This window comes from Micromonospora sp. NPDC005206 (assembly GCF_040608175.1).
Taxonomy (GTDB): Bacteria; Actinomycetota; Actinomycetes; order Mycobacteriales; family Micromonosporaceae; genus Micromonospora.
The window spans coordinates 90,133-114,830 of the sequence record NZ_JBEXHU010000009.1; the positions used below are offsets into that span (position 1 = coordinate 90,133).

General features: G+C 74.0%; 18 protein-coding genes and 2 pseudogenes. 6 read left to right on the forward strand and 14 right to left on the reverse strand.

Annotated elements, in window-relative coordinates:
* Window positions 1-125: 125 nt before the first annotated feature.
* A complete protein-coding gene (locus ABZU69_RS15285) occupies window positions 126-1,649 on the reverse strand; it encodes a glutamate synthase subunit beta (protein WP_354964955.1) in 1,524 nt (507 codons plus the stop codon).
* Complete coding sequence (gene gltB, locus ABZU69_RS15290) at window positions 1,642-6,348, reverse strand: glutamate synthase large subunit (protein WP_354964956.1); 4,707 nt, start codon at window positions 6,346-6,348, stop codon at window positions 1,642-1,644. The genes ABZU69_RS15285 and gltB overlap by 8 nt, the downstream gene beginning before the upstream one ends.
* A gap of 153 nt (window positions 6,349-6,501) precedes the next feature.
* Here gltB and ABZU69_RS15295 point away from each other — a divergent pair, with 153 nt between their 5' ends.
* Window positions 6,502-7,338: a GNAT family N-acetyltransferase gene (locus ABZU69_RS15295; RefSeq protein WP_354965119.1), complete on the forward strand. Its 837-nt coding sequence runs from the start codon at window positions 6,502-6,504 to the stop codon at window positions 7,336-7,338.
* 4 nt (window positions 7,339-7,342) lie between these two features.
* Here ABZU69_RS15295 and ABZU69_RS15300 read toward each other — a convergent pair whose 3' ends face one another.
* Together ABZU69_RS15300 and lgt are read right to left on the reverse strand one after the other, a co-directional pair.
* Window positions 7,343-8,530, reverse strand: a complete 1,188-nt coding sequence (locus ABZU69_RS15300) for an FAD-dependent monooxygenase (RefSeq protein ID WP_354964957.1) — start codon at window positions 8,528-8,530, stop codon at window positions 7,343-7,345.
* Window positions 8,531-8,545: 15 nt separating this feature from the next.
* Entirely contained in the window at window positions 8,546-9,733 is a 1,188-nt protein-coding gene (gene lgt / locus ABZU69_RS15305) for a prolipoprotein diacylglyceryl transferase (RefSeq protein WP_354964958.1), read from the reverse strand.
* A gap of 102 nt (window positions 9,734-9,835) precedes the next feature.
* On the opposite strand from lgt, the gene ABZU69_RS15310 reads away from it, so the two are divergent.
* Window positions 9,836-10,375: an NUDIX hydrolase gene (locus ABZU69_RS15310; RefSeq protein ID WP_354964959.1), complete on the forward strand. Its 540-nt coding sequence runs from the start codon at window positions 9,836-9,838 to the stop codon at window positions 10,373-10,375.
* A gap of 71 nt (window positions 10,376-10,446) precedes the next feature.
* Here the strand turns inward: ABZU69_RS15310 and trpA are convergent, their stop codons facing one another.
* The 3 genes from trpA to trpC are packed head-to-tail and all read right to left on the reverse strand — an operon-like array spanning window position 10,447 to window position 13,331.
* Window positions 10,447-11,250 carry a tryptophan synthase subunit alpha gene (gene trpA / locus ABZU69_RS15315; protein ID WP_354964960.1) on the reverse strand — a complete coding sequence of 268 codons (804 nt, stop codon included), beginning with the start codon at window positions 11,248-11,250 and terminating at the stop codon, window positions 10,447-10,449.
* Window positions 11,251-12,489: a tryptophan synthase subunit beta gene (trpB, locus tag ABZU69_RS15320; protein ID WP_354964961.1), complete on the reverse strand. Its 1,239-nt coding sequence runs from the start codon at window positions 12,487-12,489 to the stop codon at window positions 11,251-11,253.
* A 38-nt stretch (window positions 12,490-12,527) separates the two neighbouring features.
* Entirely contained in the window at window positions 12,528-13,331 is an 804-nt protein-coding gene (gene trpC / locus ABZU69_RS15325; protein WP_354965120.1) for an indole-3-glycerol phosphate synthase TrpC, read from the reverse strand.
* 428 nt (window positions 13,332-13,759) lie between these two features.
* Here trpC and ABZU69_RS15330 point away from each other — a divergent pair, with 428 nt between their 5' ends.
* Complete coding sequence (locus ABZU69_RS15330; protein ID WP_210911902.1) at window positions 13,760-14,029, forward strand: hypothetical protein; 270 nt, start codon at window positions 13,760-13,762, stop codon at window positions 14,027-14,029.
* Window positions 14,030-14,053: 24 nt separating this feature from the next.
* Here ABZU69_RS15330 and ABZU69_RS15335 read toward each other — a convergent pair whose 3' ends face one another.
* The 4 genes and pseudogenes from ABZU69_RS15335 to ABZU69_RS15350 all read right to left on the reverse strand — a co-directional run.
* A complete protein-coding gene (locus ABZU69_RS15335; RefSeq protein WP_354964962.1) occupies window positions 14,054-14,647 on the reverse strand; it encodes a Trp biosynthesis-associated membrane protein in 594 nt (197 codons plus the stop codon).
* 114 nt (window positions 14,648-14,761) lie between these two features.
* Window positions 14,762-16,315 carry an anthranilate synthase component I gene (locus ABZU69_RS15340; protein WP_354964963.1) on the reverse strand — a complete coding sequence of 518 codons (1,554 nt, stop codon included), beginning with the start codon at window positions 16,313-16,315 and terminating at the stop codon, window positions 14,762-14,764.
* Entirely contained in the window at window positions 16,312-16,746 is a 435-nt protein-coding gene (gene hisI / locus ABZU69_RS15345) for a phosphoribosyl-AMP cyclohydrolase (protein WP_354965121.1), read from the reverse strand. The genes ABZU69_RS15340 and hisI overlap by 4 nt, the downstream gene beginning before the upstream one ends.
* Before the next feature lie 180 nt (window positions 16,747-16,926).
* Window positions 16,927-17,613: pseudogene (locus ABZU69_RS15350) on the reverse strand (phosphoribosyl-AMP cyclohydrolase); the annotation flags it as partial.
* A gap of 185 nt (window positions 17,614-17,798) precedes the next feature.
* Here ABZU69_RS15350 and ABZU69_RS15355 point away from each other — a divergent pair.
* From ABZU69_RS15355 to ABZU69_RS15365, 3 genes are read left to right on the forward strand one after another with little or no spacing between them, the layout of a single operon-like run.
* Window positions 17,799-18,566, forward strand: a complete 768-nt coding sequence (locus tag ABZU69_RS15355; RefSeq protein WP_354964964.1) for an ABC transporter ATP-binding protein — start codon at window positions 17,799-17,801, stop codon at window positions 18,564-18,566.
* Window positions 18,567-18,621: 55 nt separating this feature from the next.
* Window positions 18,622-19,377 carry an ABC transporter permease gene (locus tag ABZU69_RS15360; RefSeq protein ID WP_354964965.1) on the forward strand — a complete coding sequence of 252 codons (756 nt, stop codon included), beginning with the start codon at window positions 18,622-18,624 and terminating at the stop codon, window positions 19,375-19,377.
* A gap of 24 nt (window positions 19,378-19,401) precedes the next feature.
* The gene (locus ABZU69_RS15365) at window positions 19,402-19,998 is read left to right on the forward strand and encodes a TetR family transcriptional regulator (RefSeq protein WP_354964966.1); all 597 of its coding nucleotides are present in this window, start codon (window positions 19,402-19,404) and stop codon (window positions 19,996-19,998) included.
* 24 nt (window positions 19,999-20,022) lie between these two features.
* On the opposite strand, the pseudogene ABZU69_RS15370 reads toward ABZU69_RS15365, so the two are convergent.
* The 3 genes and pseudogenes from ABZU69_RS15370 to ABZU69_RS15380 form a co-directional block, all read right to left on the reverse strand.
* Window positions 20,023-20,773: pseudogene (locus ABZU69_RS15370) on the reverse strand (DUF2470 domain-containing protein).
* Between the two features lie 98 nt (window positions 20,774-20,871).
* Window positions 20,872-22,659 (reverse strand): ABC transporter ATP-binding protein, encoded by a 1,788-nt coding sequence (locus ABZU69_RS15375; RefSeq protein ID WP_354964967.1) that lies wholly within the window; start codon window positions 22,657-22,659, stop codon window positions 20,872-20,874.
* The gene (locus tag ABZU69_RS15380; protein WP_354964968.1) at window positions 22,656-24,539 is read right to left on the reverse strand and encodes an ABC transporter ATP-binding protein; all 1,884 of its coding nucleotides are present in this window, start codon (window positions 24,537-24,539) and stop codon (window positions 22,656-22,658) included. The genes ABZU69_RS15375 and ABZU69_RS15380 overlap by 4 nt, the downstream gene beginning before the upstream one ends.
* Between the last annotated feature and the right edge of the window lie 159 nt (window positions 24,540-24,698).

The following is a 24,698-nucleotide window of genomic DNA, read 5'->3' on the forward strand; positions in this document are numbered from 1 at the left end:
CAGCCGACAATTCTTGCGGCAGTTGAACCGATCTGCCCATATTCGTGACCGGCCTCACCGACCCACCCCGACCGGCCGGCGCGGTAGACACCCGCGCCGGCCAGATATTCCGGTTACGCCCTGGGTCAGCGCGCGGCGAGCGGCTGCGCGGCCGGGGCGACCGGGGCCGGCAGCGGGCCGGGACCGCCGAGGTAGCCGTGGATGGCGGCGGCGGCGGCACGCCCCTCGGCGATGGCCCAGACGATCAGCGAAGCGCCGCGGTGCATGTCACCGGCGACGAACACTCCGTCGGCTCCCGTCTGCCAGTCGTCCCCTGCGTCGACGGCGCCCCGGGGATTACGGGTGACCCCGAACTGGGCCAGCAGTGGCTGCTGCTCGGTGCCCTCGAAGCCGATCGCCAGCAGCACCAGGTCCGCCGGCAGCTCCCGCTCCGAGCCGGGCACCACGGTGACCACCCGCCGGCCGTCGCGCTTCTCCACGGTCACCTCGGCGATCCGCACCGCCCGCACCTGACCGGTGCCGTCGTCGACGAACTCCTGCACCGCCACGGCGAAGACCCGCTCGCCGCCCTCCTCGTGCGCCGGGTAGCTGCGCAGGATCCACGGCCAGGTCGGCCACGGGTCCCGCGCCTCGTCGCGCTCTCGCGGCGGCTGCGGGTACAGGTCGAGCTGGTGCACGCCGGCCGCGCCCTGCCGGTGCGCGACGCCGAGGCAGTCGGCCGCGGTGTCACCACCGCCGATGATCACGACGTGCTTGCCGGCCGCGTCGATCGGGGTGCCGTCCGGCAGCACCGCGACGGACGGGCGGTCCGCACCGGCCGCGGCCGCGGCGGCGACCACACGGTTCGCGGCGACCAGGTGCGCCATCGCCTGGTGTACGCCACGCAGCGCCCGGCCCGGGGTCTCCGGAGTGTCCCGGCCCTGCAAGGCGCCGCAGGCCAGCAGCACCGCGTCGTGCTCGGCGCGCAACTGCTCGGCGGTGACGTCCACCCCGACGTTCACCCCGGTGCGGAAGCGCACCCCCTCGGCGGCGAGCTGGGCCAGCCGGGCGTCGATGTGCCGCTTCTCCAGCTTGAAGTCGGGGATGCCGTACCGGAGCAGGCCGCCGATCGCGTCGTCGCGCTCGTACACCGTCACCGCGTGACCGGCGCGGGCCAGCTGCTGGGCGGCGGCCAGGCCGGCGGGCCCGGAACCGACCACGGCGACCGACCGGCCGGACGGCGCCGGCACAGGGCGAGGCGCGAACCCGCGCGCCGCCGCGGCGTCGGCGATCTCCACCTCGACCTGCTTGATGGTCACCGGCTGGCCGCCGGCGATGCCGAGCACGCAGGCCGCCTCGCAGGGTGCCGGGCAGAGCCGGCCGGTGAACTCCGGGAAGTTGTTGGTGGCGTGCAGCGACTCCACCGCGGCGTCCCAGTTGCCGGTGCGGACCAGGTCGTTCCAGTCCGGGATCCGGTTGCCCAGCGGGCAGCCGGCAGTGTCGCTGTGGCAGAACGGGATGCCGCAGTCCATGCAGCGGGTGGCCTGCTCGCGTACGAGGTCCTCGCCGGCCGGCGGGTACACCTCGCGCCAGTCGCCGATCCGCACCGGCACCGGGCGGCGGGCCGGCAGTCGCCGGTCGTAGCGCAGGAAACCGTTCGGGTCAGGCACGAGCCACCTCCTGGGCCGCCACCCGGGGAGAGGGCGGTACCGGTGCGGATGACGGCGCGCTGAGTGCGCTCATCACCGCGTCGTCGACGTCGCGGCCGGCGGCTTCGGCGGCCCTCATGATCTCCAGTACCCGGCGGTAGTCGCGGGGCACCACCGCGGTGAACTCCGCCACCGCCTCCGGCCAGCGCTTGAGCAGTTCCTCGGCGACCGCGGAGCCGGTCTCGGCCACGTGCCGCTGGATCAACTCGTGCAGCAGCGCCTGCTCCTGCTCGCCCAGCGGCGCCAGGTCGACCAGCTCCACGTTGACCCGGGCCCGGTCCAACTGGTGCACGAACGCCGTGCCGCCGGACATCCCGGCGGCGAAGTTGCGGCCGGTCGCTCCGAGCACCACCACCGTCCCACCGGTCATGTACTCGCAGCCGTGGTCGCCGACGCCCTCGACCACGGCGACCGCGCCGGAGTTGCGCACCGCGAAGCGCTCCCCCACCCGGCCGCGCAGGAAGACCTCACCCGCGGTGGCCCCGTACAGGATGGTGTTGCCCGCGATGATCTGGTCCTCGGCCCGCGCCCCCGGTTCGGCGTCGGCGTCGAGGAACGGCGCGGCGGCGTCCGGACGGACGATGATCCGTCCGCCGGAGAGGCCCTTGGCCACGTAGTCGTTGGCGTCGCCGTGCAGCCGCAGGGTCACCCCACGCGGCAGGAAGGCGCCGAACGACTGCCCGGCGGTGCCGTGCAGCACGAACTCGATGGTGTCGTCGGGCAGGCCGGCACCGCCGAAGCGGCGGGTCACCTCGCCGCCGAGCATGGCGCCGACGCTGCGGTGCTCGTTGCGCACCGCCACCTCGACCCGCACCGGCGCGCCTTCGGACAGCGCCGGACGGGCCAGCGCGATGAGCTCGTTGTCGAGGGCGTGCTCCAGGCCGTGGTCCTGGGCGCGCACCCCCCGCCGGGCGGCGCCGGCGGGCAGCTCCGGCAGGTGCAGTACGGGTGCCAGGTTCAGCCCGTGCGCCTTCCAGTGCGTCACCGCCGGGGCCACGTCGAGCAGCTCGGTCTGGCCGATCGCCTCCTCGATCGAGCGGAAACCCAGCTCGGCGAGGTAGCCGCGGACCTCCTCGGCGAGGAACAGGAAGAAGTTCTCCACGAACTCCGGGGTGCCGGTGAACCGCTCCCGCAGCACCGGGTTCTGGGTGGCGATGCCGACCGGGCAGGTGTCCAGGTGGCAGACCCGCATCATCACGCAGCCGGCGACGATCAGCGGCGCGGTGGCGAAGCCGAACTCCTCCGCGCCGAGCAGCGCCGCGACCAGGACGTCCCGGCCGGTCTTGAGCTGGCCGTCGACCTGCACGGTGACCCGGTCGCGCAGCTTGTTGAGCAGCAGCGTCTGCTGCGCCTCGGCCAACCCCAGCTCCCAGGGGGTGCCGGCGTGCTTGAGCGAGTTCATCGGGGACGCCCCGGTGCCCCCGTCGTGGCCGGAGATCAGGATGACGTCCGCCTTGAGCTTGGCCACCCCGGCGGCGACGGTGCCGACGCCGACCTCGCTGACCAGCTTGACGTGCACCCGGGCGGCCGGGTTGACGCACTTCAGGTCGTGCACCAGCTGGGCGAGGTCCTCGATGGAGTAGATGTCGTGGTGCGGCGGCGGGGAGATCAGACCGACGCCCGGGGTGGCGTGCCGGGTCCGGGCGATCCACGGCCAGACCTTGTTGCCGGGCAGCTGCCCGCCCTCGCCGGGCTTGGCGCCCTGGGCCATCTTGATCTGGAGGTCGTCGGCGTTGACCAGGTACTCGCTGGTGACGCCGAAACGGCCGCTCGCGATCTGCTTCACCGCGGAGCGGCGGGCCGGGTCGTGCAGCCGCTCGACGTCCTCGCCGCCCTCGCCGGTGTTGGACTTGCCGCCCAGCCGGTTCATCGCGATGGCGAGCGTCTCGTGCGCCTCGGCGGAGATCGACCCGTACGACATGGCGCCGGTGGCGAACCGCTTGACGATCTCGGTCGCCGGCTCGACCTCCTCGATCGGCACCGCCGGTCGAACGCCGGTACGTAGGGTGAACAGCCCGCGCAGCGAACCCGCCCGCGCGGCGAGTTCGTCGACCTTCGCGGTGTACTGCCGGAAGATGTCGTACTGCCGGCTGCGGGTGGCGTGCTGGAGCAGGAAGACCGTCTCCGGGTTGAACAGGTGCAGCTCACCCTCGCGGCGCCACTGGTACTCGCCGCCGACCTCGAGCCGGTCGGAGGCCGGAGTGCCCGCCGGCGGCCAGGCCAGCGCGTGCCGGGCGGCGACCTCGGCGTGGACGCCGGCCAGCCCCACCCCGCCGATCCGGCTGGGGGTTCCCCGGAAGTAGCGCTGGATCAGCCGGGTGTCCAGGCCGACCGCCTCGAAGACCTGCGCCCCGCAGTACGAGGAGACCGTCGAGATGCCCATCTTCGACATGATCTTCAGTACGCCCTTGCCGAGCGCCTTTGCGTAGTTGCGTACGGCGGCGGCCGGTTCCACGTTGACCAGCGCGCCGGTGGCGATCATGTCCTCCACCGACTCGAAGGCCAGGTACGGGTTGACCGCCGCCGCGCCGTAGCCGATCAGCACCGCCGCGTGGTGCACCTCCCGGCAGTCGCCGGACTCCACGATCAGCGCCGCCTGGGTGCGGGTCTGCTCGCGGACCAGGTGCTGGTGCACGGCGGCGGTGAGCAGCAGCGACGGGATGGGCGCCAGGTCGGCGTTGGAGTCCCGGTCGGAGAGCACCAGGATGCGGACGCCGTCCTCGATCGCCTCGGAGACGTGCCGGCAGATCTCGGTCAGTCGCGCCTTGATCCCGGCGGCGCCCTCCCGGATGCGGTACAGCCCGGAGACCCGGACCGCCTTGAAGCCGGGCAGGTCGCCGTCGTCGTCGATGGAGAGGATCTTCGCCAGCTCGTCGTTGTCGATGATCGGGTGCGGCAGCACGATCTGCCGGCAGCTCGCCGCGCCCGGGTCGAGCAGGTTGCCCTCCGGCCCGATCGTCGACGCCAGGCTGGTCACCAACTCCTCCCGGATGGCGTCCAGCGGAGGGTTGGTGACCTGGGCGAAGAGCTGGTGGAAGTAGTCGTAGAGCAGCCGCGGCCGGGTGGACAGCGGCGAGATCGGGGTGTCCGTGCCCATCGAGCCGAGCGGCTCGGCGCCGGTGCGGGCCATCGGCGCGAGGAGGATCTTCAGCTCCTCCTGCGTGTAGCCGAACGTCTGCTGGCGGCGACGGACCGAGTCGTGGGTGTAGACGGTGTGCTCGCGGGCCGGCAGGTCGTCAAGCTCGATCAGCCCGGCGTGCAGCCACTCGCCGTACGGCTGCGCGGCGGCCAACTCGGACTTGATCTCCTCGTCGTGCACGATCCGACCGGCGACGGTGTCGACCAGGAACATCTTCCCGGGCTGGAGCCGCCCCTTGGCGATCACCCGGGCCGGGTCGAGGTCGAGCACGCCCGCCTCGGAGCCGAGCACCACCAGCCCGTCGTCCGTACGCCACCAGCGCCCCGGGCGCAGCCCGTTGCGGTCCAGCACCGCGCCGACGATCTCGCCGTCGGTGAAGGCCACCGACGCCGGGCCGTCCCACGGCTCCATCAGGCTCGCGTGGAAGCGGTAGAAGGCGCGCTTGTCCGGCTGCATGCCGGGGTCGTTCTCCCAGGCCTCGGGGATCATCATGAGCACCGCGTGCGGCAGGCTCCGCCCGGCCAGGTGCAGCAGTTCCAGGACCTCGTCGAAGTTCGCCGAGTCGGAGGCGCCGGGGGTGCAGACCGGGAAGACCCGTCGGATGTTGCCGGGCACGTTCGGCGAACGCAGCAGCGCCTCGCGGGCCTGCATCCAGTTGCGATTGCCGCGGATCGTGTTGATCTCGCCGTTGTGCGCGATGAACCGGTACGGGTGCGCCAGCGGCCAGGACGGGAACGTGTTGGTGGAGAACCGGGAGTGCACCAGCGCGATCGCGCTGTGCACCCGATCGTCCCGCAGGTCCGGGTAGAACGCCGGCAACTGGTCGGGGGTGAGCATCCCCTTGTAGATCATGGTCCGGCTGGACAGCGACGGGAAGTACGCCGGCACGCCCCGCTCGGCGGTCTCCCGCTCGGCCTGCTTGCGCAGGCAGAACGCCACCCGGTCCAGCTCGACGTCGCGCAGCGCGGAACCGGCCGGCCCGGCAGGCGAGCCGGTGAGCCGGCGCGCGGCCAGGAAGAGCTGCCGGACCCGGGGCATCGCCGCCAGGGCGGTCTCGCCGAGCCCGGTCGGGTCGGTCGGCACGTCCCGCCAGCCGAGCACGTCGGCGCCCTCGACGAGCGCGTACTTCTCGACCACCCGGCGGGCGCGGGCCTCCGCCGCGTCATCGTCGGGGAGGAAGACCAGGCCGGTGGCGTACTCGCCGGCCGGTGGCAGCGCGACGTCCGCCACGGCGCGCAGGAACGCGTCCGGGACCTGGATCATGATGCCCGCGCCGTCGCCGGTGTTGGGCTCCGCGCCGCGGGCGCCCCGATGGTCCAGCCGGCAGAGCGCGCCGAGCCCGTTCGCGACGACCGCGTGTGAACGCCGGCCGTGCAGGTCCGCTACGAAGGCCACTCCGCAGGCGTCGTGTTCCTGCGCCGGGTCGTAGAGGCCCTGGGCGGACGGGCGGGGGCCGGGCGTCGGGGACGCCTGCGGGCTGTGCGGGTACGGCTGTGACTTGCGCGGGTACGGCTGAGCCACCGGGCCTCCTGTCGTCACTCAGGTTGGAGCATGGTGGGGACGACGTCGGCCCGTGGGTCTATTGAGTCTACGTTAGGGCGGGGGCCGCAAGGCCACTCAAGATTGATCACACCGTCCAGAGTCTGGGACGTGTAGTCTCGCGCGGTGGATCCGCTGCACAAGGACATCTTCGGCCGGTTGGAACGCTTCTACGACGCGGTGCCCCGCGACGTCGCGGCTGTGCAGGAGCATGGCGGTCTGGCGTTGTTCGTCCGCGACGGCGCCGGTTGGCCGTTCTACGCCCGGCCCCGGCTCGACGCGACCGAGCCGCCGTCGCTGGCCGACATCACCTCGGTCCGTGAACGGCAGCGGGAGCTGGGCCTGCCGGAAGCGTTCGAGTGGGTGCACGAGACGACCCCGGAGCTGCTGGCGGTGGCCCGCTCGGCGGGGCTGAGCGTGCTGGAGGCGCCGTTGATGGTGCTCGACCCGGCCGCGCTGCCCGACCCGGCGACGCTCTCCGACGTACCGGTGCGGGTGCTGGCGGCGGACTCACCCGGCTTCGCCGCCGACGTGGCCGCCCGGCGGGCGGTCGCCGCGGTGTCGTTCGCCGCCGCAGGCACCGCGTCGGGCGACGCCGGCCCGGCCGAGCGGGACGCCGCGATCAGTGAGCTGGAGCTGGCCGCGCTGGACGAGGAACGGACCAGGGTCGCCGACGGCCGGCGGATCTCCGCGCTGGCCGGCACGCCGACCGAGGGCGCTCTGGCCGGCGGCATGGCGATGCGGGTGGACGACGTCGCCGAGATCGCCGGGGTGGCCACCCTGCCGGCCGCCCGGCGGCGCGGGCTGGGCGCCGCGCTGACCGCCACCATCGCCCGGGAGCTGCTCGCGGCGGGCACCGACCTGGTCTTCCTCTCCGCCGGCAGCGAGGAGATCGCCCGGGTCTACCTGCGGGTCGGCTTCCGTCGAATCGGCACCGCCTGCATCGCCGAGCCCACCGCGCTCATCCCCTGACGGATCAGGCGGGTGGCCGCCACTGGGCGGCGGAGGCCGCGGCGCTGGAGAGCAACCGCGAGTTGATCGTGCCGAGGGCGGCGTCCCGGGCGCGCAGCGCCAGCCGGCCCCGGGTCTGGAGCACCGCCGACATCCGCCGGGTCTGCCGGACCACGGTCGCCGTCCGGGGGCGGCGCACCCGGTCGTACGCCTGAACGGCGTCGGGCAGCCGTGCCTCGCGCAGCAGGGAGGCGAGCGTGGCGGCGTCCTCGAAGGCGAGGCAGGCGCCCTGGCCGAGGTGCGGCGGCATGGCGTGCGCCGCGTCGCCGAGCAGCACCACCCCGCCCGGCCCGGCCGGGAAGCCGTACGCGCGGGGCAGCGGGCGCAGCTCGCGGACCTCCTGCTGGACCAGGTCCGCCGGGTCGGTGGCGTCGAGCAACGCGCCGATCGGCTCCGGCCAGCCGGCGTACCAGCGGCGCAGCAGGGCGAGCTGGGTCTCCGGCGGCTCGGGGCGGGGCGCGCCGGCGGCGGTGGCCACCCAGTAGATGCCGCCCCGGGTGGATCCGCCCGAGGAGCCGCGCTCACCGAGCGAGGTGGCCACGAACCGGTAGCCCGCGCCGAGAACCTCGCCGGCGAGCGGCTGGTCGGCGGGCAGGCGGGGTGCCCGGTACCAGGGAATGACGGCCCGCCAGGCGGCGCAGCCGGAGCTGACGACCCGGGATTCGGGGGCGAGTTGGCGGCGGATGCCGCTGTCCGTGCCGTCGGCGGCGATGACCAGGTCCGCCTCGATGGTGTGCCGTCCGTCGCCGACGGCCGGGCGCTCGCCCGGCTCGGCCCGGACGTGGCGCACGGTCACGCCGGTGCGGAGTTCGACCCGGTCGCCGAGCCCGGCGATCAACGCGTCGTGCAGGTCTTCGCGGTGCACCACAACCGGCATCCGGTCGGCCGGGATGGGCCGGGGCTGCACCAGCCAGTGCCCGTCCGGGCGCCGGACCCCGCCGTCGGGCAACGGCGTGGCGATCGCGGCCAGGCCAGCGCCGAGACCGAGGGCCTGCAGGGCGCGGACACCGTTGGGCCAGAGCACCACGGCGGTCGGCTCGGGGCGGACGCGCTCGGCGCGTTCCAGCAGGGTGACCTGCCAGCCGGAGCGGGCCAGCGCGCCGGAGACCGCGAGGCCACCGACCCCGGCGCCGACGACCACCGCGCTTCGCATCGGTGCCGCCCCCGCTCAGCTGTCCCGGTCGGCGGGGCGCGCGCCCGCGGCGTCGGCCCGGTCGTCGCGGGGTTCCGGCGTACCGTCCGCCGTCTGGTCGTCGACCGGCGGCTCGTCGCCGGGCACCGCCCCGCCGAGCGGCTCGCCGTCGTCGGGCCGGTCGTCGCCCTCGGCGGCCGGCTCGGGCGGCACGACGCCGCTGTCCCGCCAGGCCTGGTACTGCTCCTCGCTGACCACGCGGTAACCCTCCGGCGCGGCGGCGCGGGCCGCCGTCTCCCGCTCGGAGAGGTCGACCTGGGACAGGTCGGACGTGGTGGGCGGGGTCGGCGTCGCCGCCGCACCGAGCGGGATCAGGTACTCCCGGGGGCCGCGGACCCGCACGAAGTAGATCAACGCGCCGAGGAAGACCAGGGCGGCCGTCCACACGTTGAGCCGTACGCCGAGGATCTGGTTCGCCTCGTCGGTGCGCATCAGCTCGATCCAGAACCGGCCCGCGGTGTAACCCATCACGTAGAGCGCGAACGCCCGGCCCCGGCCGAGCTTCAGCCGCCGGTCGAGGACGAGGACCAGAGCGACCACGCCGAGGTTCCACAGCGCCTCGTAGAGGAAGGTCGGCTGGTACAGGCCCGGTTCGAGGATCGGTTGGCCGGCGTCGTCGCGCAGCGCGTGCCCCGGGTTGTCCGGGTCCATCCGGTGGATCTTCAGGCCCCACGGCAGGGTGGTCCGGGCGCCGAACAGCTCGTTGTTGAACCAGTTGCCGAACCGGCCGACCGCCTGGGCCAGTGGCAGCCCGGGGGCCAGCGCGTCGGCCACCACGCCGAACGGGATCCCGAGCTGCCGGGCCGCGATCCAGGCGCCGATGGCGCCACCGGCGACCGCGCCCCAGATGCCGAGACCGCCCTCCCAGATGGCGAACGCCTTCATCGGGTCACCGCCGGCCCCGAAGTACTTCTCGGGGGAGGTGATCACGTGGTAGATCCGGGCGCCGATGATGCCCGTGGGCACCGCCCAGACGGCGATGTCGAGCACCGCTCCCGGCGCGACGCCGCGCTGACGCAGGCGACGCTCGGTCACCCAGCAGGCCAGCACGATGCCGAGGATGATGCACAGTGCGTACGCCCGGATCGGCACCGGCCCGAGCTGCCAGACCGCGGTGCTGGGACTGGGCAGGGCCGCCTGGGGGGACAGCGAGGCGAGGGTCACGGGTGCACACGCTACCGCTGCGCACCCCCGAAGCGGCACCCCGGGCCGGCTGCGCCCGCATCTCGGTGACTTCTGGTTTGCACCGCCGTACGCTCTTTGTCCATGAGCACGCTCACCTGGGCGGTCGCCGCAGTCGTCACCGACGACGCCGGCCGGGTGCTGCTTTGCCGGCAGGGCCGGGGCGATCGCCGGTACGCGCTGCCCGGTGGGCGGTTGCGCCCGGCGGAGAGCCCGGTCCAGGCGGCGCTGCGGGACATTCGCGCGGAGACCGGCTGGGAGATCGAGCTGCTCGACCTCGTCGGCGTCTACCACCTGACCAGTCCCGCGGCGAGCAAGCCGGCCGGGCGCGCCGGGCCGCTGCCGGACGTCCTGGTGCACGTGTTCCGGGCCCGCGCGGCCGAGGTCCGACCGGTCGCCGACCCGCCGCCGGGTTGCCGGCTGTCCTGGCACGCCCCCGCCGCGCTGCCCGAGTCGGTCACCCCACTCACCCGGGCCGCCGTCACCGACGCGGCCGCCGGCCTCTCCGGCGTGCTGCGCGGCCACGACGGCCAGCCAGTGCCCGGCCACGACGGACGGCCGGTCGTGGGGCAGCCACCGGAGCAACGTGGCGAGGCGGCGACGGACCCGTCACTTCGGCCCTGACCGCTCCGGAGCGCGAGGTAACCCGTGGTCACCTGCCCGGGAGGCGTCACTCATGTGAGGCCGCCCAGCGGTCAACGGGTGGGTGTGCGGACGCCCTCGGCGAGCTCGGCGCTCAGGGTGCGCAGGGCGGTCAGTCCGTCGGCCTCGGAGGGCGCATCGAGCACGCAGCGGACCAGCGCGCTGCCGACGATCACTCCGTCGGCGTACCCGGCGACGGTGCCGGCCTGCGCACCGGTGCCCACGCCCAGACCGACACCGACCGGCAGGTCGGTGACCGCGCGTACCCGGGAGACGAGCGTCGGGGCGGCGTCGGAGGTCTGCGCCCGAGCCCCGGTCACACCCATCACAGCGGTGGCGTAGACGAAGCCCCGGCAGTGCCGCACGGTCATCTCCAGGCGGGCGTCGGTGGACGACGGCGAGACCAGGAAGGTGCGGTCCAACCCGTGTGCGTCCGAGGCGGCCAGCCACTCGTCCGCCTCGTCGGGGATGAGGTCCGGGGTGATCAGGCCCGTCCCGCCGGCGGCGGCGAGATCGCGGGCGAACGCGTCCACGCCGTAGCGCTCGACCGGGTTCCAGTAGGTCATCGTGACCACCGGGGCGCCGGTGGCCGCGACCGCCTCGACGATCCGCAGCGTGTCCGCGGTGCGTACCCCACCGGCCAGCGCGATGTCACTGGCCTTCTGGATGACCGGCCCGTCCATCACCGGGTCGGAGTATGGAATCTCCACCTCGATGACGTCGACGCCGGCCTCGACCATCGCGGTCATCGCCGCGATGCTGCCCTCGACGGTCGGAAACCCGGCCGGCATGCAGCCGACCAGCAGGGCCCGCCCGTCGGCTCGTGCCTTGTCGAAGGCCACCCCGATCCGGCTCATTCACCGCTCCTTGTCGAGGATGCCGAAGTAGTCACCGGCGGTGTGCACGTCCTTGTCGCCCCGCCCGGAGAGGTTGACCACGATGGTGGGCGCCCGGCCCAGCTCGGCGGCGAGCTTCGGGGCCAGGGTGACGGTGCCGGCGAGCGCGTGTGCGCTCTCGATCGCCGGGATGATCCCCTCGGTGCGGCAGAGCAGCTCGAACGCGGCCATCGCCTCGTCGTCCGTGACCGGCTGGTAGCTGGCCCGGCCGGTGTCGTGCAGCCAGGCGTGCTCGGGCCCGACGCCCGGGTAGTCCAGCCCGGCGGAGATCGAATGCGACTCCTGCGTCTGCCCGTCGGCGTCCTGCAGCACGTAGGTGCGGGTGCCGTGCAGCACACCCGCAGAGCCGCCGGTGATGCTGGCCGCGTGGCGGCCGGTGGCCACCCCGTCGCCGCCGGCCTCGAAGCCGTACAGCCGCACGTCCTCATCGCCCACGAAGGCGTGGAAGATGCCCAGGGCGTTGGAACCGCCACCGACGCAGGCGGTGACCGCGTCCGGCAGGGCGCCGGTGAGGTCCAGGCACTGCTGGCGGGCCTCGTCGCCGATGCCGCGGACGAAGTCGCGGACCATCGCCGGGAACGGGTGCGGCCCGGCGGCCGTGCCGATCAGGTAGTGCGTCTCGTCGACGTTGGCCACCCAGTCGCGCATCGCCTCGTTCATCGCGTCCTTCAGGGTGCGCGAGCCGGTGGTGACCGGGATGACGGTGGCGCCCAGCATCCGCATCCGGGCCACGTTGAGCGCCTGCCGCTCGGTGTCGACCTGGCCCATGTAGACCACGCACTCCAGGTCGAACAGGGCGGCGGCCGTCGCGGTGGCCACGCCGTGCTGGCCCGCGCCGGTCTCCGCGATCACCCGGGTCTTGCCCATCCGCTTGGTGAGCAGCGCCTGGCCGAGCACGTTGCGCACCTTGTGCGCCCCGGTGTGGTTGAGGTCCTCGCGCTTGAGCAGCACCCGCGCGCCGACCTTCGCGGAGAACCGCCGGGCCTCGTAGAGCAGCGACGGGGTACCGGCGTAGTCGCGCAGCAGCGCGCCGAACTCGGCCCGGAAGGACTCGTCCGCCATCGCCGTGCGCCACGCCTCGTTGAGCTCGTCCAGCGCGGCCACCAGGGCCTCAGGCACGAATCGACCGCCGAAGCGGCCGAAGTGGCCGGCGGAGTCGGGCTGCGTACCGGCCGCCGGGGCCAGCGCGTCGCTGCTCATCGGACATCCTCTCGGTGGGGCGTCAGACCGGTGCGAGGTCAGCGCACCGGCCGGGGCGTTGCCGGGTGATTGCCGGCGTTGACCAGCTCGGCCACCGCCTCCCGGGGGCTCTTCTGCGTGACCAGGCCCTCACCGACCAGGACCGCGTCGGCGCCGGCGGAGGCGTACCGGATCAGGTCGTGCGGGCCGCGGACGCCAGATTCGGCGATCTTGACGACGCTGCTGGGCAGGCCGGGCGCGATCCGCTCGAACACCGACCGGTCGACCTCCAGGGTACGCAGGTCACGGGCGTTGACCCCGATCACCTGCGCGCCGGCCTCCAGGGCCCGGTCGGCCTCCTCCTCGTCGTGCACCTCGACCAGCGCCGTCATGCCCAGCGACTCGATCCGCTCCAGCAGGCCCATCAGCACGTTCTGCTCTAGCGCGGCGACGATCAGCAGGACCAGGTCGGCGCCGTGCGCGCGCGCCTCGTGCACCTGGTAGCTGGAGACCACGAAGTCCTTGCGCAGCACCGGCACGGAGACCGCGGCCCGGACGGCCGCCAGGTCGTCCAGCGAGCCGCCGAACCAGCGGCCCTCGGTGAGCACGCTGATCGCCCGCGCTCCGCCGGAGGCGTAGTCGACGGCGAGGTCGGCCGGATCGGCGATCTCGGCCAGGCGGCCCCTGGACGGCGAGGAGCGCTTCACCTCGGCGATCACCGCGACGCCGGGCTTGCGCAGCGCAGCGTACGCGTCCAGCGGCGGCGGCGCCGCCGCAGCCAGTTCACGGATCCGCTCCAGCGGAACCTGTTCCTGGCGCCGGGCGACGTCCTCGCGTACGCCAGCCAGGATCTCGTCGAGCACGCTTACGGACGCTGCCTGACCGGCGTCGTCCCCCTCCGCGTGCGCATGCTCATCAGTCACCATCGGACTCCCCTCTCCGGGTGTCATGGGCCGATGCTAGGGGCAGCCGACCTGAGCCGGGAGCCGGGGGTATGGCGCTGCTCACGAAAAGGCCTGCGGCATAATGGCCGACTTGCCGTGAAGGGGATGTCACTCAGCGCCACCTCCGGCGTCAATCCATCGATCATGCCACCCGACCAGCGACAACAATGATAATTGTCGATGCTGTGAGCAAGCTCAAGGCCGAACGGCCGGTGCCTGGTCACGGCCGAGGCGGGACAGTTGACCGGGCGGTCACTCCGGCGAAACGTCAGCCGGCCAGCATCGTCCTCAGGCAGACTCGATGCCGCGCCTGCCCGACCGTCGCCAACTCCTCGTGCGAGGTGACCATGAGCATTTCCGAGCCGACCCCGAGCATCGGGCTGACCACCCTCTCTCGGACGGTGGCATCGCTCGCCGTGGGGGTGGTGCACACACTTGAACGGGCCGTGGTCGGCGAGGGGCGGATGCGGACCGCGCGCGGCAACGCCTGGGAGGCGGTCTGCGCCGACCGGGCCCGCGCCGACCAGCGCGCCGAACTGGACCGGCTGGTGGCCGAGCTGACCGCCGCCCGCGCCGCCGCCCGCCGCCAGCAGCGGGAGCGTCAGCCGGTCGGCTGACGCCCGGCCACACCGGCCGTCAGGTCAGCCGGCCGTGGGGTCCTCGCCCCGGTCCAGCGCGTCCCACGCCTCGGTGGTTCGCCGCCCGGCCATCGGTCCGGCCGGTCCGGCCTCCGGAGGCGGGCCCTGCGTGCTGGTCCGCGCCGGCCGCTCGTACCGGGCGCCCATCGCCGGCCAGCCGCCGCCCCGCAGCGCGGTCCACCCGCCACCCGCCACGGCCAGCAGGCCGCCGAGCAGACAGAGCGCCGGCCACTGCCGGCTAACCACGCCGTCGAGGCCGGTGACCAGCCCGTACCCGCCGCCGGCCGCCACGGCCAGACCGAGCGCGCCGAGCAGAACGCCCAGCAGCCGCCGCGCCCGGCCGCGAGTGGCCAGCACCGCGCCCGCGCCGGCCAGCGTGACCAGGGCCAGCGCCGGCAGCCACGGCAGCAGAGCAGCGCCGCTACGGGCGTCGCGGACCGGCGGCAGCGGCGCCGGGCGGGCGGTCAGCTCAACCGACCAGCTCCGGGTCGACGCCCACAGCGCCAGGCCGGCGCCGGCCAGGCAGAGCAGCACGGCGTACGTCAGCTGACGCCGACCCGCCACGGCCCGGTCCGGCGGTTGCGTCGGGCCGGTCATCGGGCCCACCTTTCGTTCGCGACTGCGGGGCTCCGCTGCGCTGCACTCCTCGCGCTCACCGGGCCCACCTTTCGTTCGCGACTGCGGGGCTCCGCTGCGCTGCACTCCTCGCGCTCACCGGGCCGGCCGCAACGTCTCGGCGGCCGCGATCGCGGCCAGCACGGCGGCGGCCTTGTTGCGGGTCTCCTGGTCCTCCGCGGCCGGGTCCGAGTCGGCGACCACCCCCGCGCCGGCCTGCACGTAGGCCCGGCCGTCACGGATCAACGCGGTCCGGATGGCGATCGCCATGTCCAGGTCGCCGCCGAAGCCGAAGTAGCCGACCGTGCCCCCGTAGAGGCCGCGGCGGACCGGCTCCAGCTCCTCGATGATCTCCATGGCCCGCACCTTCGGCGCACCGGAGAGCGTGCCGGCCGGGAACGTCGCGGCGAGCGCGTCGAACGCGGTGCGATCGTCACGCAGCGTGCCGGTCACGGTGGAGACGATGTGCATCACGTGGCTGTACCGCTCGATGGTGGCGAACTCGGGCACCTCCACGCTGCCCGGCTGGCAGACCCGGCCCAGGTCGTTGCGGCCGAGGTCGACCAGCATCACGTGCTCGGCGCGCTCCTTCGGGTCGGCGAGGAGTTCGGCGGCGAGCCCGGCGTCGGCGGCCGGCGTGCCGCCGCGCGGCCGGGTGCCGGCGATCGGGTGCAGGAGCGCCCGGCGCCGCCCGTCCGCACCGCCGGTGACCTTCAGGTGCGCCTCCGGCGACGAACCGACGATGTCGAAACCGTCGAAGCGCAGCAGGTACATGTACGGGCTGGGGTTGCTGGTGCGCAGCACCCGGTACACGTCCAGCGGATCGGCGTGCGTCGACCGCTCGAAGCGCTGGGAAAGCACGATCTGGAAGCACTCGCCGGCCCGGATCGCCTCCTTGGCCGCCTCCACCGCCTTCGGGTAGCCCCCGTCCGGGGTGCGGCAGAGCACCTCACCGGCCGGCGGGCGCTCGACGGTGGAGATCATCGGCGGGATGGGCCGGGACAGCGCGGTCGTCATCGCGTCCAGCCGGCCCACCGCGTGGTGGTACGCGGCGGTGACCTCCGCGGCGCGGCCCGGAGCGTCCATCGGCGGCAGCACCGCGTTCGCGACCAGGAGGGCCGAACCGTCGTAGTGGTCGAGCACCACCAGGTCGGTGGCGAGCATCATGCCCAGCTCCGGCACGCCCAGGTCGTCCTCGGTCAGCTCGGGCAGCCGCTCGAAGCGGCGGACGAGGTCGTAGCCGAGGTAGCCGACCATGCCGCCGGTCAGCGGCGGCAGGCCGCTGGACGGGTCGCCGGAAGGGCCGGCCAGAGCCGCGACGGTCTCCCGCAGCACCCGCACCGGATCACCATCGGTGGGCAGCCCGGCCGGCGGTTGGCCGAGCCAGCTCGCCACGCCGTCCCGCGCGACCAGCGTGGCGCTGCTGCGTACCCCGATGAACGAGTACCGCGACCAGGCCATGCCGGCGGAGCCGACGCCCTGCTCGGCGGATTCGAGCAGGAAGGTGCCGGGCCCGCCGGCCAGCTTGCGGTAGACCCCGACCGGGGTCTCCGCGTCGGCCAGCAGCCGCCGGGTGACCGGCACGACCCGCCAGTGGGCGGCCAGCTCGGTGAAGGTGGCCAGGTCGGGGCTCACCGCGCCGTCGGTCATGCGCGTGCCTCGGAACCGGTGACGGGCAGCTCGGTGAAGAAGCACGTCCGGTGTCCGGTGTGGCAGGCGGCGCCGACCTGGTCCACGCTGACCAGCAGCGCGTCCCCGTCGCAGTCCAGCGCCACCGAGCGGACGTACTGGTGGTGCCCGGAGGTGGCGCCCTTGACCCAGTACTCGCGCCGGCTGCGCGACCAGTACGTGGCCCGGCCGGTGGTGAGGGTGCGGTGCAGCGCCTCGTCGTCCATCCAGGCGACCATCAGCACCTCGCCGGTGTCGTGCGCGCGGACCACGGCCGCGACCAGGCCGTCGGCGGTGCGGCGCAGGCGGGCCGCGATGGCCGGGTCGAGCTGGGACGGGCAGGCCGGCACGGGCGCCGTCGGGCCGGTCGGATCGCTGGGGACGCCGGTCACCGGCGCGTCAGGTACGGGCACAGTGACCCATTGTCCCGCACGCGGCGCGGGTACCAGCGACGGCTCCCGCCGAGGCTGCGGCGGGTGGCTGGAGGGCCGGGCCAGCTGAGCGACGTAACGGTCCAGCCGGCCGTCGACCAGGGCGTCGGCCAGGTCGCTGCCGGCCGCTTCGGCGATCTGCTCGGCGTACGGGCGGATCAGCGGCAGCGTTCCGGCGACCAGTCGCACGGCGGCCGCCCAGAGCTGCCCGGTGGAGCCCGGACGCAGCCCGAGGCAGAGCAGCATGTCGTCCCGGTAGCGGGGCGGGGCGACCGGCAGCTCCAGGGCCGCCGCGAAGGCCGCCCGGCGGGAGAACACCCGTACCGACGGGTTGGCCGGGCGCAGCACGGAGGGGCAGAGCCGGGCCAGGTCGGCCACGGCGAGCCGGACCCCGAGGCGGTCGTCGGCGGCCCGGGCGGCGGCAGCCTTACCCAGCGTGGCGATCAGCTCCTCCAGCCGGGGCGGTTCGGCGGGCTGGCAGAGCACCGGAAGGTCGATTCGGCGCCGCCAGTACGGGTCGGCCCAGAGCAGTCGCGCCGGTGCGGTGACCGGCAGCCCGAATGCCCAGTCGGCCGGCTCACCCAGCCGGTGCACCCAGGAGCGGACGTCCCGCGCGGCCACCGAGACGTGGGTGAGCCGGCCCGCGGACTCGGCCAGGTACGCCCTGCGGGCCTCGTACGGGGCGCCGCCGACCAGCACGTCGAGGTCGACGTCGCTGTGCGCGGTGGCGGCCCGCCGGGCGTGACTTCCGCGCAGGAGGATGCCGACGACAGGTCGCTCGGCCGCCTGCCGCAACCGCGCGGCCCAGTCCTCGAGAAACCCGCTGTCCGGTAACGGAGCGTGATCCACGGCGTCATCGTGCCGTACGCCCCATCGGTGCGCAATGCCCGTTGCCGGACCTGATGTCCGGTCCGGGGGCTACTGCCCGTTCTCACACTCGGCGCGGCGATACGCGGGAGTCGATCGTTGCGCCGGCGCCGGTATCTCATCTAGCGTTGAGTTCAACAGCTGATGAGTTTCCCCGGAGGTACGTGATGGACGACGCGATAGCGGTCCGCGACCTGAAGGTCGACCGGGGCGGGCGGCGGGTGCTGGACGGCATCAGCTGCACCGTCCCGCGCGGTGCCGTGACCGGGCTGCTCGGCCCCAGTGGCAGCGGCAAGACGACGCTCATGCGCGCGGTCGTCGGGGTGCAGGTGGTCACCGGGGGGACGGTCACCGTGCTGGGCCAGCCGGCCGGCTCGCCCGCGCTGCGGCACCAGGTGGGCTACCTGACCCAGGCGCCGAGCATCTACGCCGACCTGACCGTGCGGGAGAACGCCCGATACTTCGCGGCCCTGCACGGGCGGGGTCGCGCCGAGGCGGACCAGGCGATCAGCGACGTCGGGCTGGCCCGGGCGGCCGGCCAGTTGGTCGGCACCCTGTCCGGCGGCCAGCGCAGCCGGGCGTCCCTGGCCTGCGCCCTCGTCGGCGAGCCCGAGCTGGTCATCCTCGACGAGCCCACCGTCGGTCAGGACCCGGTGCTGCGGGCCGACCTGTGGGCCCGGTTCCACGCGATGGCCGCCACGGGCACCACCCTGCTGGTGTCCAGCCACGTGATGGACGAAGCGGCCCGCTGCGACCGGCTGCTGCTGATCCGGGAGGGCCGGCTGATCGCCGACGACAGCCCGGCCGCGATCCGCGCCGCCGCTGGCGTGGACGACCTCGACGAGGCGTTCCTGCGGCTGATCCGGGCCGGCGAGCCGGGTCCCGCGGAGGCGGCGGGCCCCGCCGACGCCACGGCCGGACGGGACGCGTCGTGAACGCGAGGAGAGCACCCGGCCCGCGGGTCCCGCGGCCGCGAACTGGAGGCATGTCATGAACCCGCGGATCCTGGCGGCCACCACAGGCCGCATCCTGCGCCAGCTCCGGCACGACCGGCGCACCATCGCGCTGCTCGTGGCGGTGCCGTCCGCCCTGCTCACCCTGGTCTACTTCATGTACGCCGACCAGCCGACCCCGCCCGGGCAGCCGTCGACGTTCGATCGGGTCGCGCTGGTGATGCTCGGCATCTTCCCGTTCGTGATCATGTTCCTGGTGACCAGCATCGCCATGCTCCGCGAGCGCACCTCCGGCACCCTGGAGCGACTGCTCACCACCCCGCTGGGCAAGCTCGACCTGCTCTTCGGCTACGGCATCGCGTTCGGGTTGGCCGCCGCCGCGCAGGCCGCCGTCGCCGCCGGGGTGGCGTACTGGATCTTCGACCTGGACACCGCCGGCAGCAGCGGGCTGGTGATCGGGATCGCCGTGATCGACGCCGTGCTCGGCGTCGCCCTCGGGCTGTTCTGCAGCGCCTTCGCCCGCACCGAGTTCCAGGCAGTACAGTTCCTGCCGGTCGTGGTGATCCCCCAGCTGCTGCTCTGCGGGCTGTTCGTGGCCCGCGACGAGATGGCCGGCTGGCTCCAGGCGCTCAGCGACGCCTTCCCCCTGTCGTACGCCGTCGAGGCGTTGCAGGAGGTCGGCGCCAACGCCGAGCCGACCGGGACGATGTGGCGGGACGTGGTGGTGGTGCTCGGCGCGGTGGTGCTGGCGCTGGTGCTCGCGGCGGCCACCCTGCGCCGGCGCAGCGGCTGACCGGCGGGCGAACGAAGGGCGGCGATGGCGCGGCGGACCGGCCGGCGACCCGGCAATCAGGGCACCCGCGAGGCGATCCTCGACGCGGCGCGGGCGGCGTTCGCCGAGCGCGGCTTCGACGCCGCCTCGATCCGCGCCATCGCCGGCACCGCCGGGGTGGACCCGGCGCTGGTGCACCACTACTTCGGCAGCAAGGACCAGCTCTTCCTGGCCGCGATGAACTTCCCGGTCGACCCGGGAGAGGTGGTGCCGAAGGTGCTCGCGGGCGGCCAGGACGGCATCGGCGTACGGCTGGTCCGCACCTTCCTCGGCGTCTGGGACTCGCCGGCCGGCAGCGCCGGGGTGGCCCTGCTGCGCTCCGCGGTGAGCAACGAGTGGACGGCCCGACTGCTGCGTGAGTTCATCACGACGCAGGTGCTGCGCCGGGTGATCGACCAGCTCGACGTCGAGCCGACCGAGCTGCCGCTACGCGGCTCGCTGGTCGCCACCCAGCTGATCGGGCTGGGCATGATGCGGCACGTGATCCGGCTGGAGCCGGTCGCCTCCGCCGACCCGGAGACGCTGGTCGCGGCCATCGGCCCGACCGTGCAGCGCTACCTGACCGGGCCGCTGCCGAGCTAGACCGTCAGCGCTTCCGGCGAGTGGTCAGCCCGGCGGGCGGACCTCGGCACGGTGGCGCAGCGGCGGCAGCAGCCGGACCAGATCGTCCGGGTCGGCCACCGGGCACGGGAAGGCGAGCCGGACCCGCCGCCGGGCGCCGGGGCGGCCGAGAGCGACCACCAGCCCGTAGCGGTCGATGCGCACCACCCGGGGCGGCCCGTCCGGGGTCTGCTCGGTCAACCCGAGCTGCCGGCGCAGGTACGCGGCCACCTGGCCGGCGTCGCGCTCCGTGAGGTCGGCCAGCAGCCGCGCCTCGACCGGATGCACCGGGTCCGGCTCGGCCTCGGCGTACTCCCCCGGGTCGATCCGCTGCACGACGCCGGCGCGTTCCCAGCGGACCTCGACCACCTCGAAGCGGAACAGCCGGAACCGGACGCCCCAGGTCGAGCAGGTCGCCGGTCGGCTCCACCGCGGCGAAGTCGACCGCCGCGCGGCGGGCCTCGGCGCCATGCAGCTCGGCTGCCCAGCCGGAGACCCAGGCCCGTCCCAGCCCCGGTGCGCCGGCGGCGGGCGGCAGGTCGAGCACGTCGAGCACCACCGCGACGTCGCTGCCCCCGGCGGCCGGCCGCAGCGCGGCGGCCAGGTGGCTGGCCACCGGGACCAGCAGCAGCACCCGACCGTCCGCGTCGGTCACGTGCCGGGCGTGGTGCGGGCCCGGCCGGTGGGCCAGGTGGACGAGACCGGGCAGCCGGCCGGCGACGAGGGTACGAACGATCTCGGCGGGGCTGGGCCGCATGGCGCGACCTCCTTCAGAGGTTAGGCTTACCTAACCCGGAGCGTAGAGCACCCGGCCGGCGGCGTCCAGCCATCAAGCCGCAGGTGGGTACCGCTCCGTTACCGGGTCTGCTCCAGCCAGGAGGCGTAGAGCAGGCCGTAGACCGAGTCGGCGTCGCGGACCAGCTCGTCGTGCGGGCCGCGCTGCACGACCCGCCCCCGATCCACCACGATCACCTCGTCGGCGGCCTGCGCCGTGGAGAGCCGGTGCGCGATGGCCAGGGTGGTCCGACCTCGGGTGACCGCGTCCAGAGTGCGTTGCAGGCGCACCTCGGTCGCCGGGTCCACCGCGCTGGTCGCCTCGTCCAGCACCAGCAGGTCCGGGTCGGCCACGTACGCCCGCGCCAGCGCGACCAGCTGCCGTTCCCCGACGCTGAGCGCCTCACCGCGCTCGCCGACCGGCGTGTCCAGGCCGGCCGGCAGGCCGTCCAACCAGTCCGCCAGGCCCAGCTCCGTGAAGGCGACGCTGAGCTGCTCGTCGGTCAACTCCGGCCGGGCGAACCGGACGTTGTTCCCCACCGTCGCGTCGAAGAGGAACCCGTCCTGCGGGACCATCACCACACGCGAGCGCAGCGAGTCGAACCGGACCTCCGCCAGCGGCACCCCGGACAGCAGCACGGCGCCCGCCGACGGATCCATCAACCGGGTCAGCAGCTTGGCGAAGGTGGTCTTGCCGCTGCCGGTCTCGCCGACCACCGCCACCCGGCTCTTCGCCGGGATGTCCAGGTCGATGTCGTGCAGCACCGGAGGACCGCCCGGATAGGCGAACCGCACCCCGGCGAACCTGATGTCCAGCGGCCCGCCCGGCAGCTCCCGCCCCTGCTCCCCCGGGTCAGCCACGTCCGGGGCGACGTCCAGCACGTCGAGCACCCGGCGCCAGCCCGCGATCGCGTTCTGCGCCTCGTTGAGCACCTCGGTGGCGATCTGCACCGGCTGGATGAAGAGCGTCACCAGGAAGAGGAACGCGGTCAGCTGGCCGATCGACAGCGTGCCGTCCACCCCCAGCGTCACCCCGAGCACCACCACGCCAGCCAGCGCCACCCCGGCGGCGAGCTCGCCGACCGAGCTGCCCACGATGCTGATCCGGATCGCCCGCTGCTGCGCCAGGCGCTGGCTGTCGATCGCGTCGTCCAGCCGCCGCGCGGTGCGCCCCGCGATGCCGTACGCCCGGATCACCGGCGCGCCCACCACGCTCTCGCCGATCGCGCCGAGCAGCGTGCCGGTGCGCTGACGCACCGTCGCGTACGCCGCGCCGAGGCGACGCTGCAACTGCCGGATGATGAACACCGCCGGCAGGAACGCCACCAGCACCACCAGGGTCAACTGCCAGGAGTACGCCAGCATGACGATCGTGGTGACCACCAGCTGGCCGAGGTTGACCAGCAGGATCACCCCACCCCACTGGAGGAACTGGGTGATCTGGTCGACGTCGCTGGTCACCCGCGAGACCAGCGAGCCGCGCCGCTCCGACTGCTGGTGCAGCATCGACAGGTCGTGCACGTGCCGGAACGCCCTCGTCCGCACGTTGGCCAGCGCCGTCTCACTGACCGTGAACAACCGGCGCATCATCAGGTAGCCGCAGAGCGTGGTCACCGTGAGGATCGCGGCGGTGATCACCACCACCGACCAGACCAAGTTCAGGTTCAGACCGCCGACGATGCCGCGGTCGATGCCCTGCTGCACGGCGACCGGCACGGCCACCCGGCCCACCATGTAGACCAGCGCCAGGGCCAGGGTGCCCGCCAGCCCGGTCCGCAGCTCCGGCGAGAGCGACAACCCTCGCCGCAGGGTCTGCCAGGTCGTCTCGACCCGCTCGTCCCGCTCATCAGTACTCGCCGTTGTCGTCACCGGTCCACCTCGATTTCCAGGCCCGAGGGCAGCGGCGCGACCTCGTCCTCGTACGGACGCTCCTGCGCGCGGTCGACCTCCGCCTGCTCGTAGGCGGTGACCAGGTCGGCGTAGCCGGGCACGGTGGCCAACAGCTCGCTGTGCGTGCCCCGCGCGATCACCCGCCCCTGCTCCACGTAGATGACCTCGTCGGCCAGTGCGATGGTGGCCCGGCGGTACGCCACCACCAGGATCGACGCCGCCGGCACGCCGGGCTCACCCGCCGACGAGCGCAGCCCGGCCAGGATGGCCGCCTCCACCCGGGGGTCCACCGCGCTCGTCGCGTCGTCGAGCACCAGCAGGCGCGGCCGGCCGGCCAGCGCGCGGGCCAGGGTGAGCCGCTGCCGCTGCCCGCCGGAGAGCGAGGTGCCCCGCTCACCGACCATCGTGTCCAGACCCTCCGGCAGCGCCGCGACGAACCCGTCCGCCTCGGCCAGCCGCAGTGCCGCCCAGACGTCCTCGTCGTCGATGCCCGGCCGGTCGAGGGCGATGTTGGCGCGGACCGTGTCGTCGAAGACGAACGGCACCTGGGCGACCAGGGCGACCGTGCCGGCCAGCGACGCGGCGGTCAGCTCGCGCATGTCCACGCCGTCCAGCGTGACGATGCCGGCGTCCGGGTCGACCAGGCGCACCGCCAGCGAGGCGATGGTGGACTTCCCGGCGCCGGTCGGCCCCACCAGGGCCACCGTCCGTCCGGCGGGCACCGTGAAGCCCACCTCGCCGAGCACCTGCACGCCGGGCTGGTGCGCCTCGGCCGGCGGGTAGGAGAAGTGCACGTCGGTGAAGCTGAGGGTGGCCGGGCCCGAGGTGGCCGGGTCGAGCACCCGCCGCCCGTACGGCATCTCGCCGGTGGCGTCGAGCACCCGGCGGACCCGGTCCCAGCCGGCGACGCTGCGCGGCAGCTCGGCCAGCACCCAGCCGATGGCCCGCACCGGAAAGGCCAGCACGGTGAAGAGGAAGGCCACGCTGACCAGCTCGGTGACGCTGATCGCGCCCTGGCGCAGCCGGAACGCCCCGACCACCAGCACGGCCAGGGTGCCGAGGCTGGGCAGCGTCTCCAGCAGCGGATCGAAGACGCCGCGCAGCCGGCCGACCGAGATCAGCGCGTCGCGCAGCTCACCGGCCCGGCCGGCGAATCGGGCGGTCTCCTGCGCCTCCCGGCCCATCGTCTTGACCACCAGGGCGCCGTCGAAGCTCTCGTGAGCGATGCCGCTGACCTCGGCGCGCAGCCGCTGCGCCCGGGCCTGCCTGGGCGCCATCCGGCGGGAGTAGACCACGTTGAGCGCGAACAGCGCGGGGAAGACCGCGAGGCCGACCAGGGCCAGCGCCCAGTCGGTGGCGAACAGCGAGACGATCGCGCCGACCAGCATCACCAGGGTGCCGACCGCGAAGGGCAGCGGCGCGATCGGATACCAGGCCGCCTCGACGTCCGAGTTGGCGTTGGAGAGCAGGGTGCCGGTGGCGTTGCGGTGGTGCCAGGACAGCGGCAGGTCCAGGTAGCGACGGGTGACCCGGCGGCGGTACGCGGCCTGGAGGCGGTACTGCATGTAACCGGCGCCGAGCCGGCGGCCGAAGATGCCCACCACCCGCAGCACGCTGATGCCGAACAGGGCGATCGCGGCCAGTGCCAGGCTGCCGGTGGCCACCTCGCCCCGCGCGATGGCCGGCACCACCACGTCGCCGACGACCCCGCCGACCACGTACGCGCTGACGATGACCATCGAGCCGAACAGCACGCTGCCGACCACCGCCACCGTGAAGATCCGTGGCTGCTCCCGGATCGCCTGCCGGAGAACCCCCAGCCCCCGGCCGAGCACATCCCGACTTGTCTTGCTCGCCACGCTCTCCCCCGCCGTAAGCCATCATTATCTCCCTCATCCTTACCGGTCAGGACCACCCCTGCCGACTCGGACCGCATATGTCGACCATCACGTATCCGAGGGCGACGAGATCGGTTCTGCCGACCGGGCGTCCGCCGGCGGGCGCCGACGGGCCCGTGG

Excerpts from the sequence above, each read along its gene's own strand:
- ABZU69_RS15300 (WP_354964957.1), bottom strand. The coding sequence starts at position 8,530 with ATGCGAAGCGCGGTGGTCGTCGGCGCCGGGGTCGGTGGCCTCGCGGTC.
- ABZU69_RS15310 (WP_354964959.1), top strand. The coding sequence starts at position 9,836 with ATGAGCACGCTCACCTGGGCGGTCGCCGCAGTCGTCACCGACGACGCC.
- trpA (WP_354964960.1), bottom strand. The coding sequence starts at position 11,250 with ATGAGCCGGATCGGGGTGGCCTTCGACAAGGCACGAGCCGACGGGCGG.
- trpB (WP_354964961.1), bottom strand. The coding sequence starts at position 12,489 with ATGAGCAGCGACGCGCTGGCCCCGGCGGCCGGTACGCAGCCCGACTCC.
- ABZU69_RS15330 (WP_210911902.1), top strand. The coding sequence starts at position 13,760 with ATGAGCATTTCCGAGCCGACCCCGAGCATCGGGCTGACCACCCTCTCT.
- ABZU69_RS15335 (WP_354964962.1), bottom strand. The coding sequence starts at position 14,647 with ATGACCGGCCCGACGCAACCGCCGGACCGGGCCGTGGCGGGTCGGCGT.
- ABZU69_RS15340 (WP_354964963.1), bottom strand. The coding sequence starts at position 16,315 with ATGACCGACGGCGCGGTGAGCCCCGACCTGGCCACCTTCACCGAGCTG.
- ABZU69_RS15355 (WP_354964964.1), top strand. The coding sequence starts at position 17,799 with ATGGACGACGCGATAGCGGTCCGCGACCTGAAGGTCGACCGGGGCGGG.
- ABZU69_RS15360 (WP_354964965.1), top strand. The coding sequence starts at position 18,622 with ATGAACCCGCGGATCCTGGCGGCCACCACAGGCCGCATCCTGCGCCAG.
- ABZU69_RS15365 (WP_354964966.1), top strand. The coding sequence starts at position 19,402 with ATGGCGCGGCGGACCGGCCGGCGACCCGGCAATCAGGGCACCCGCGAG.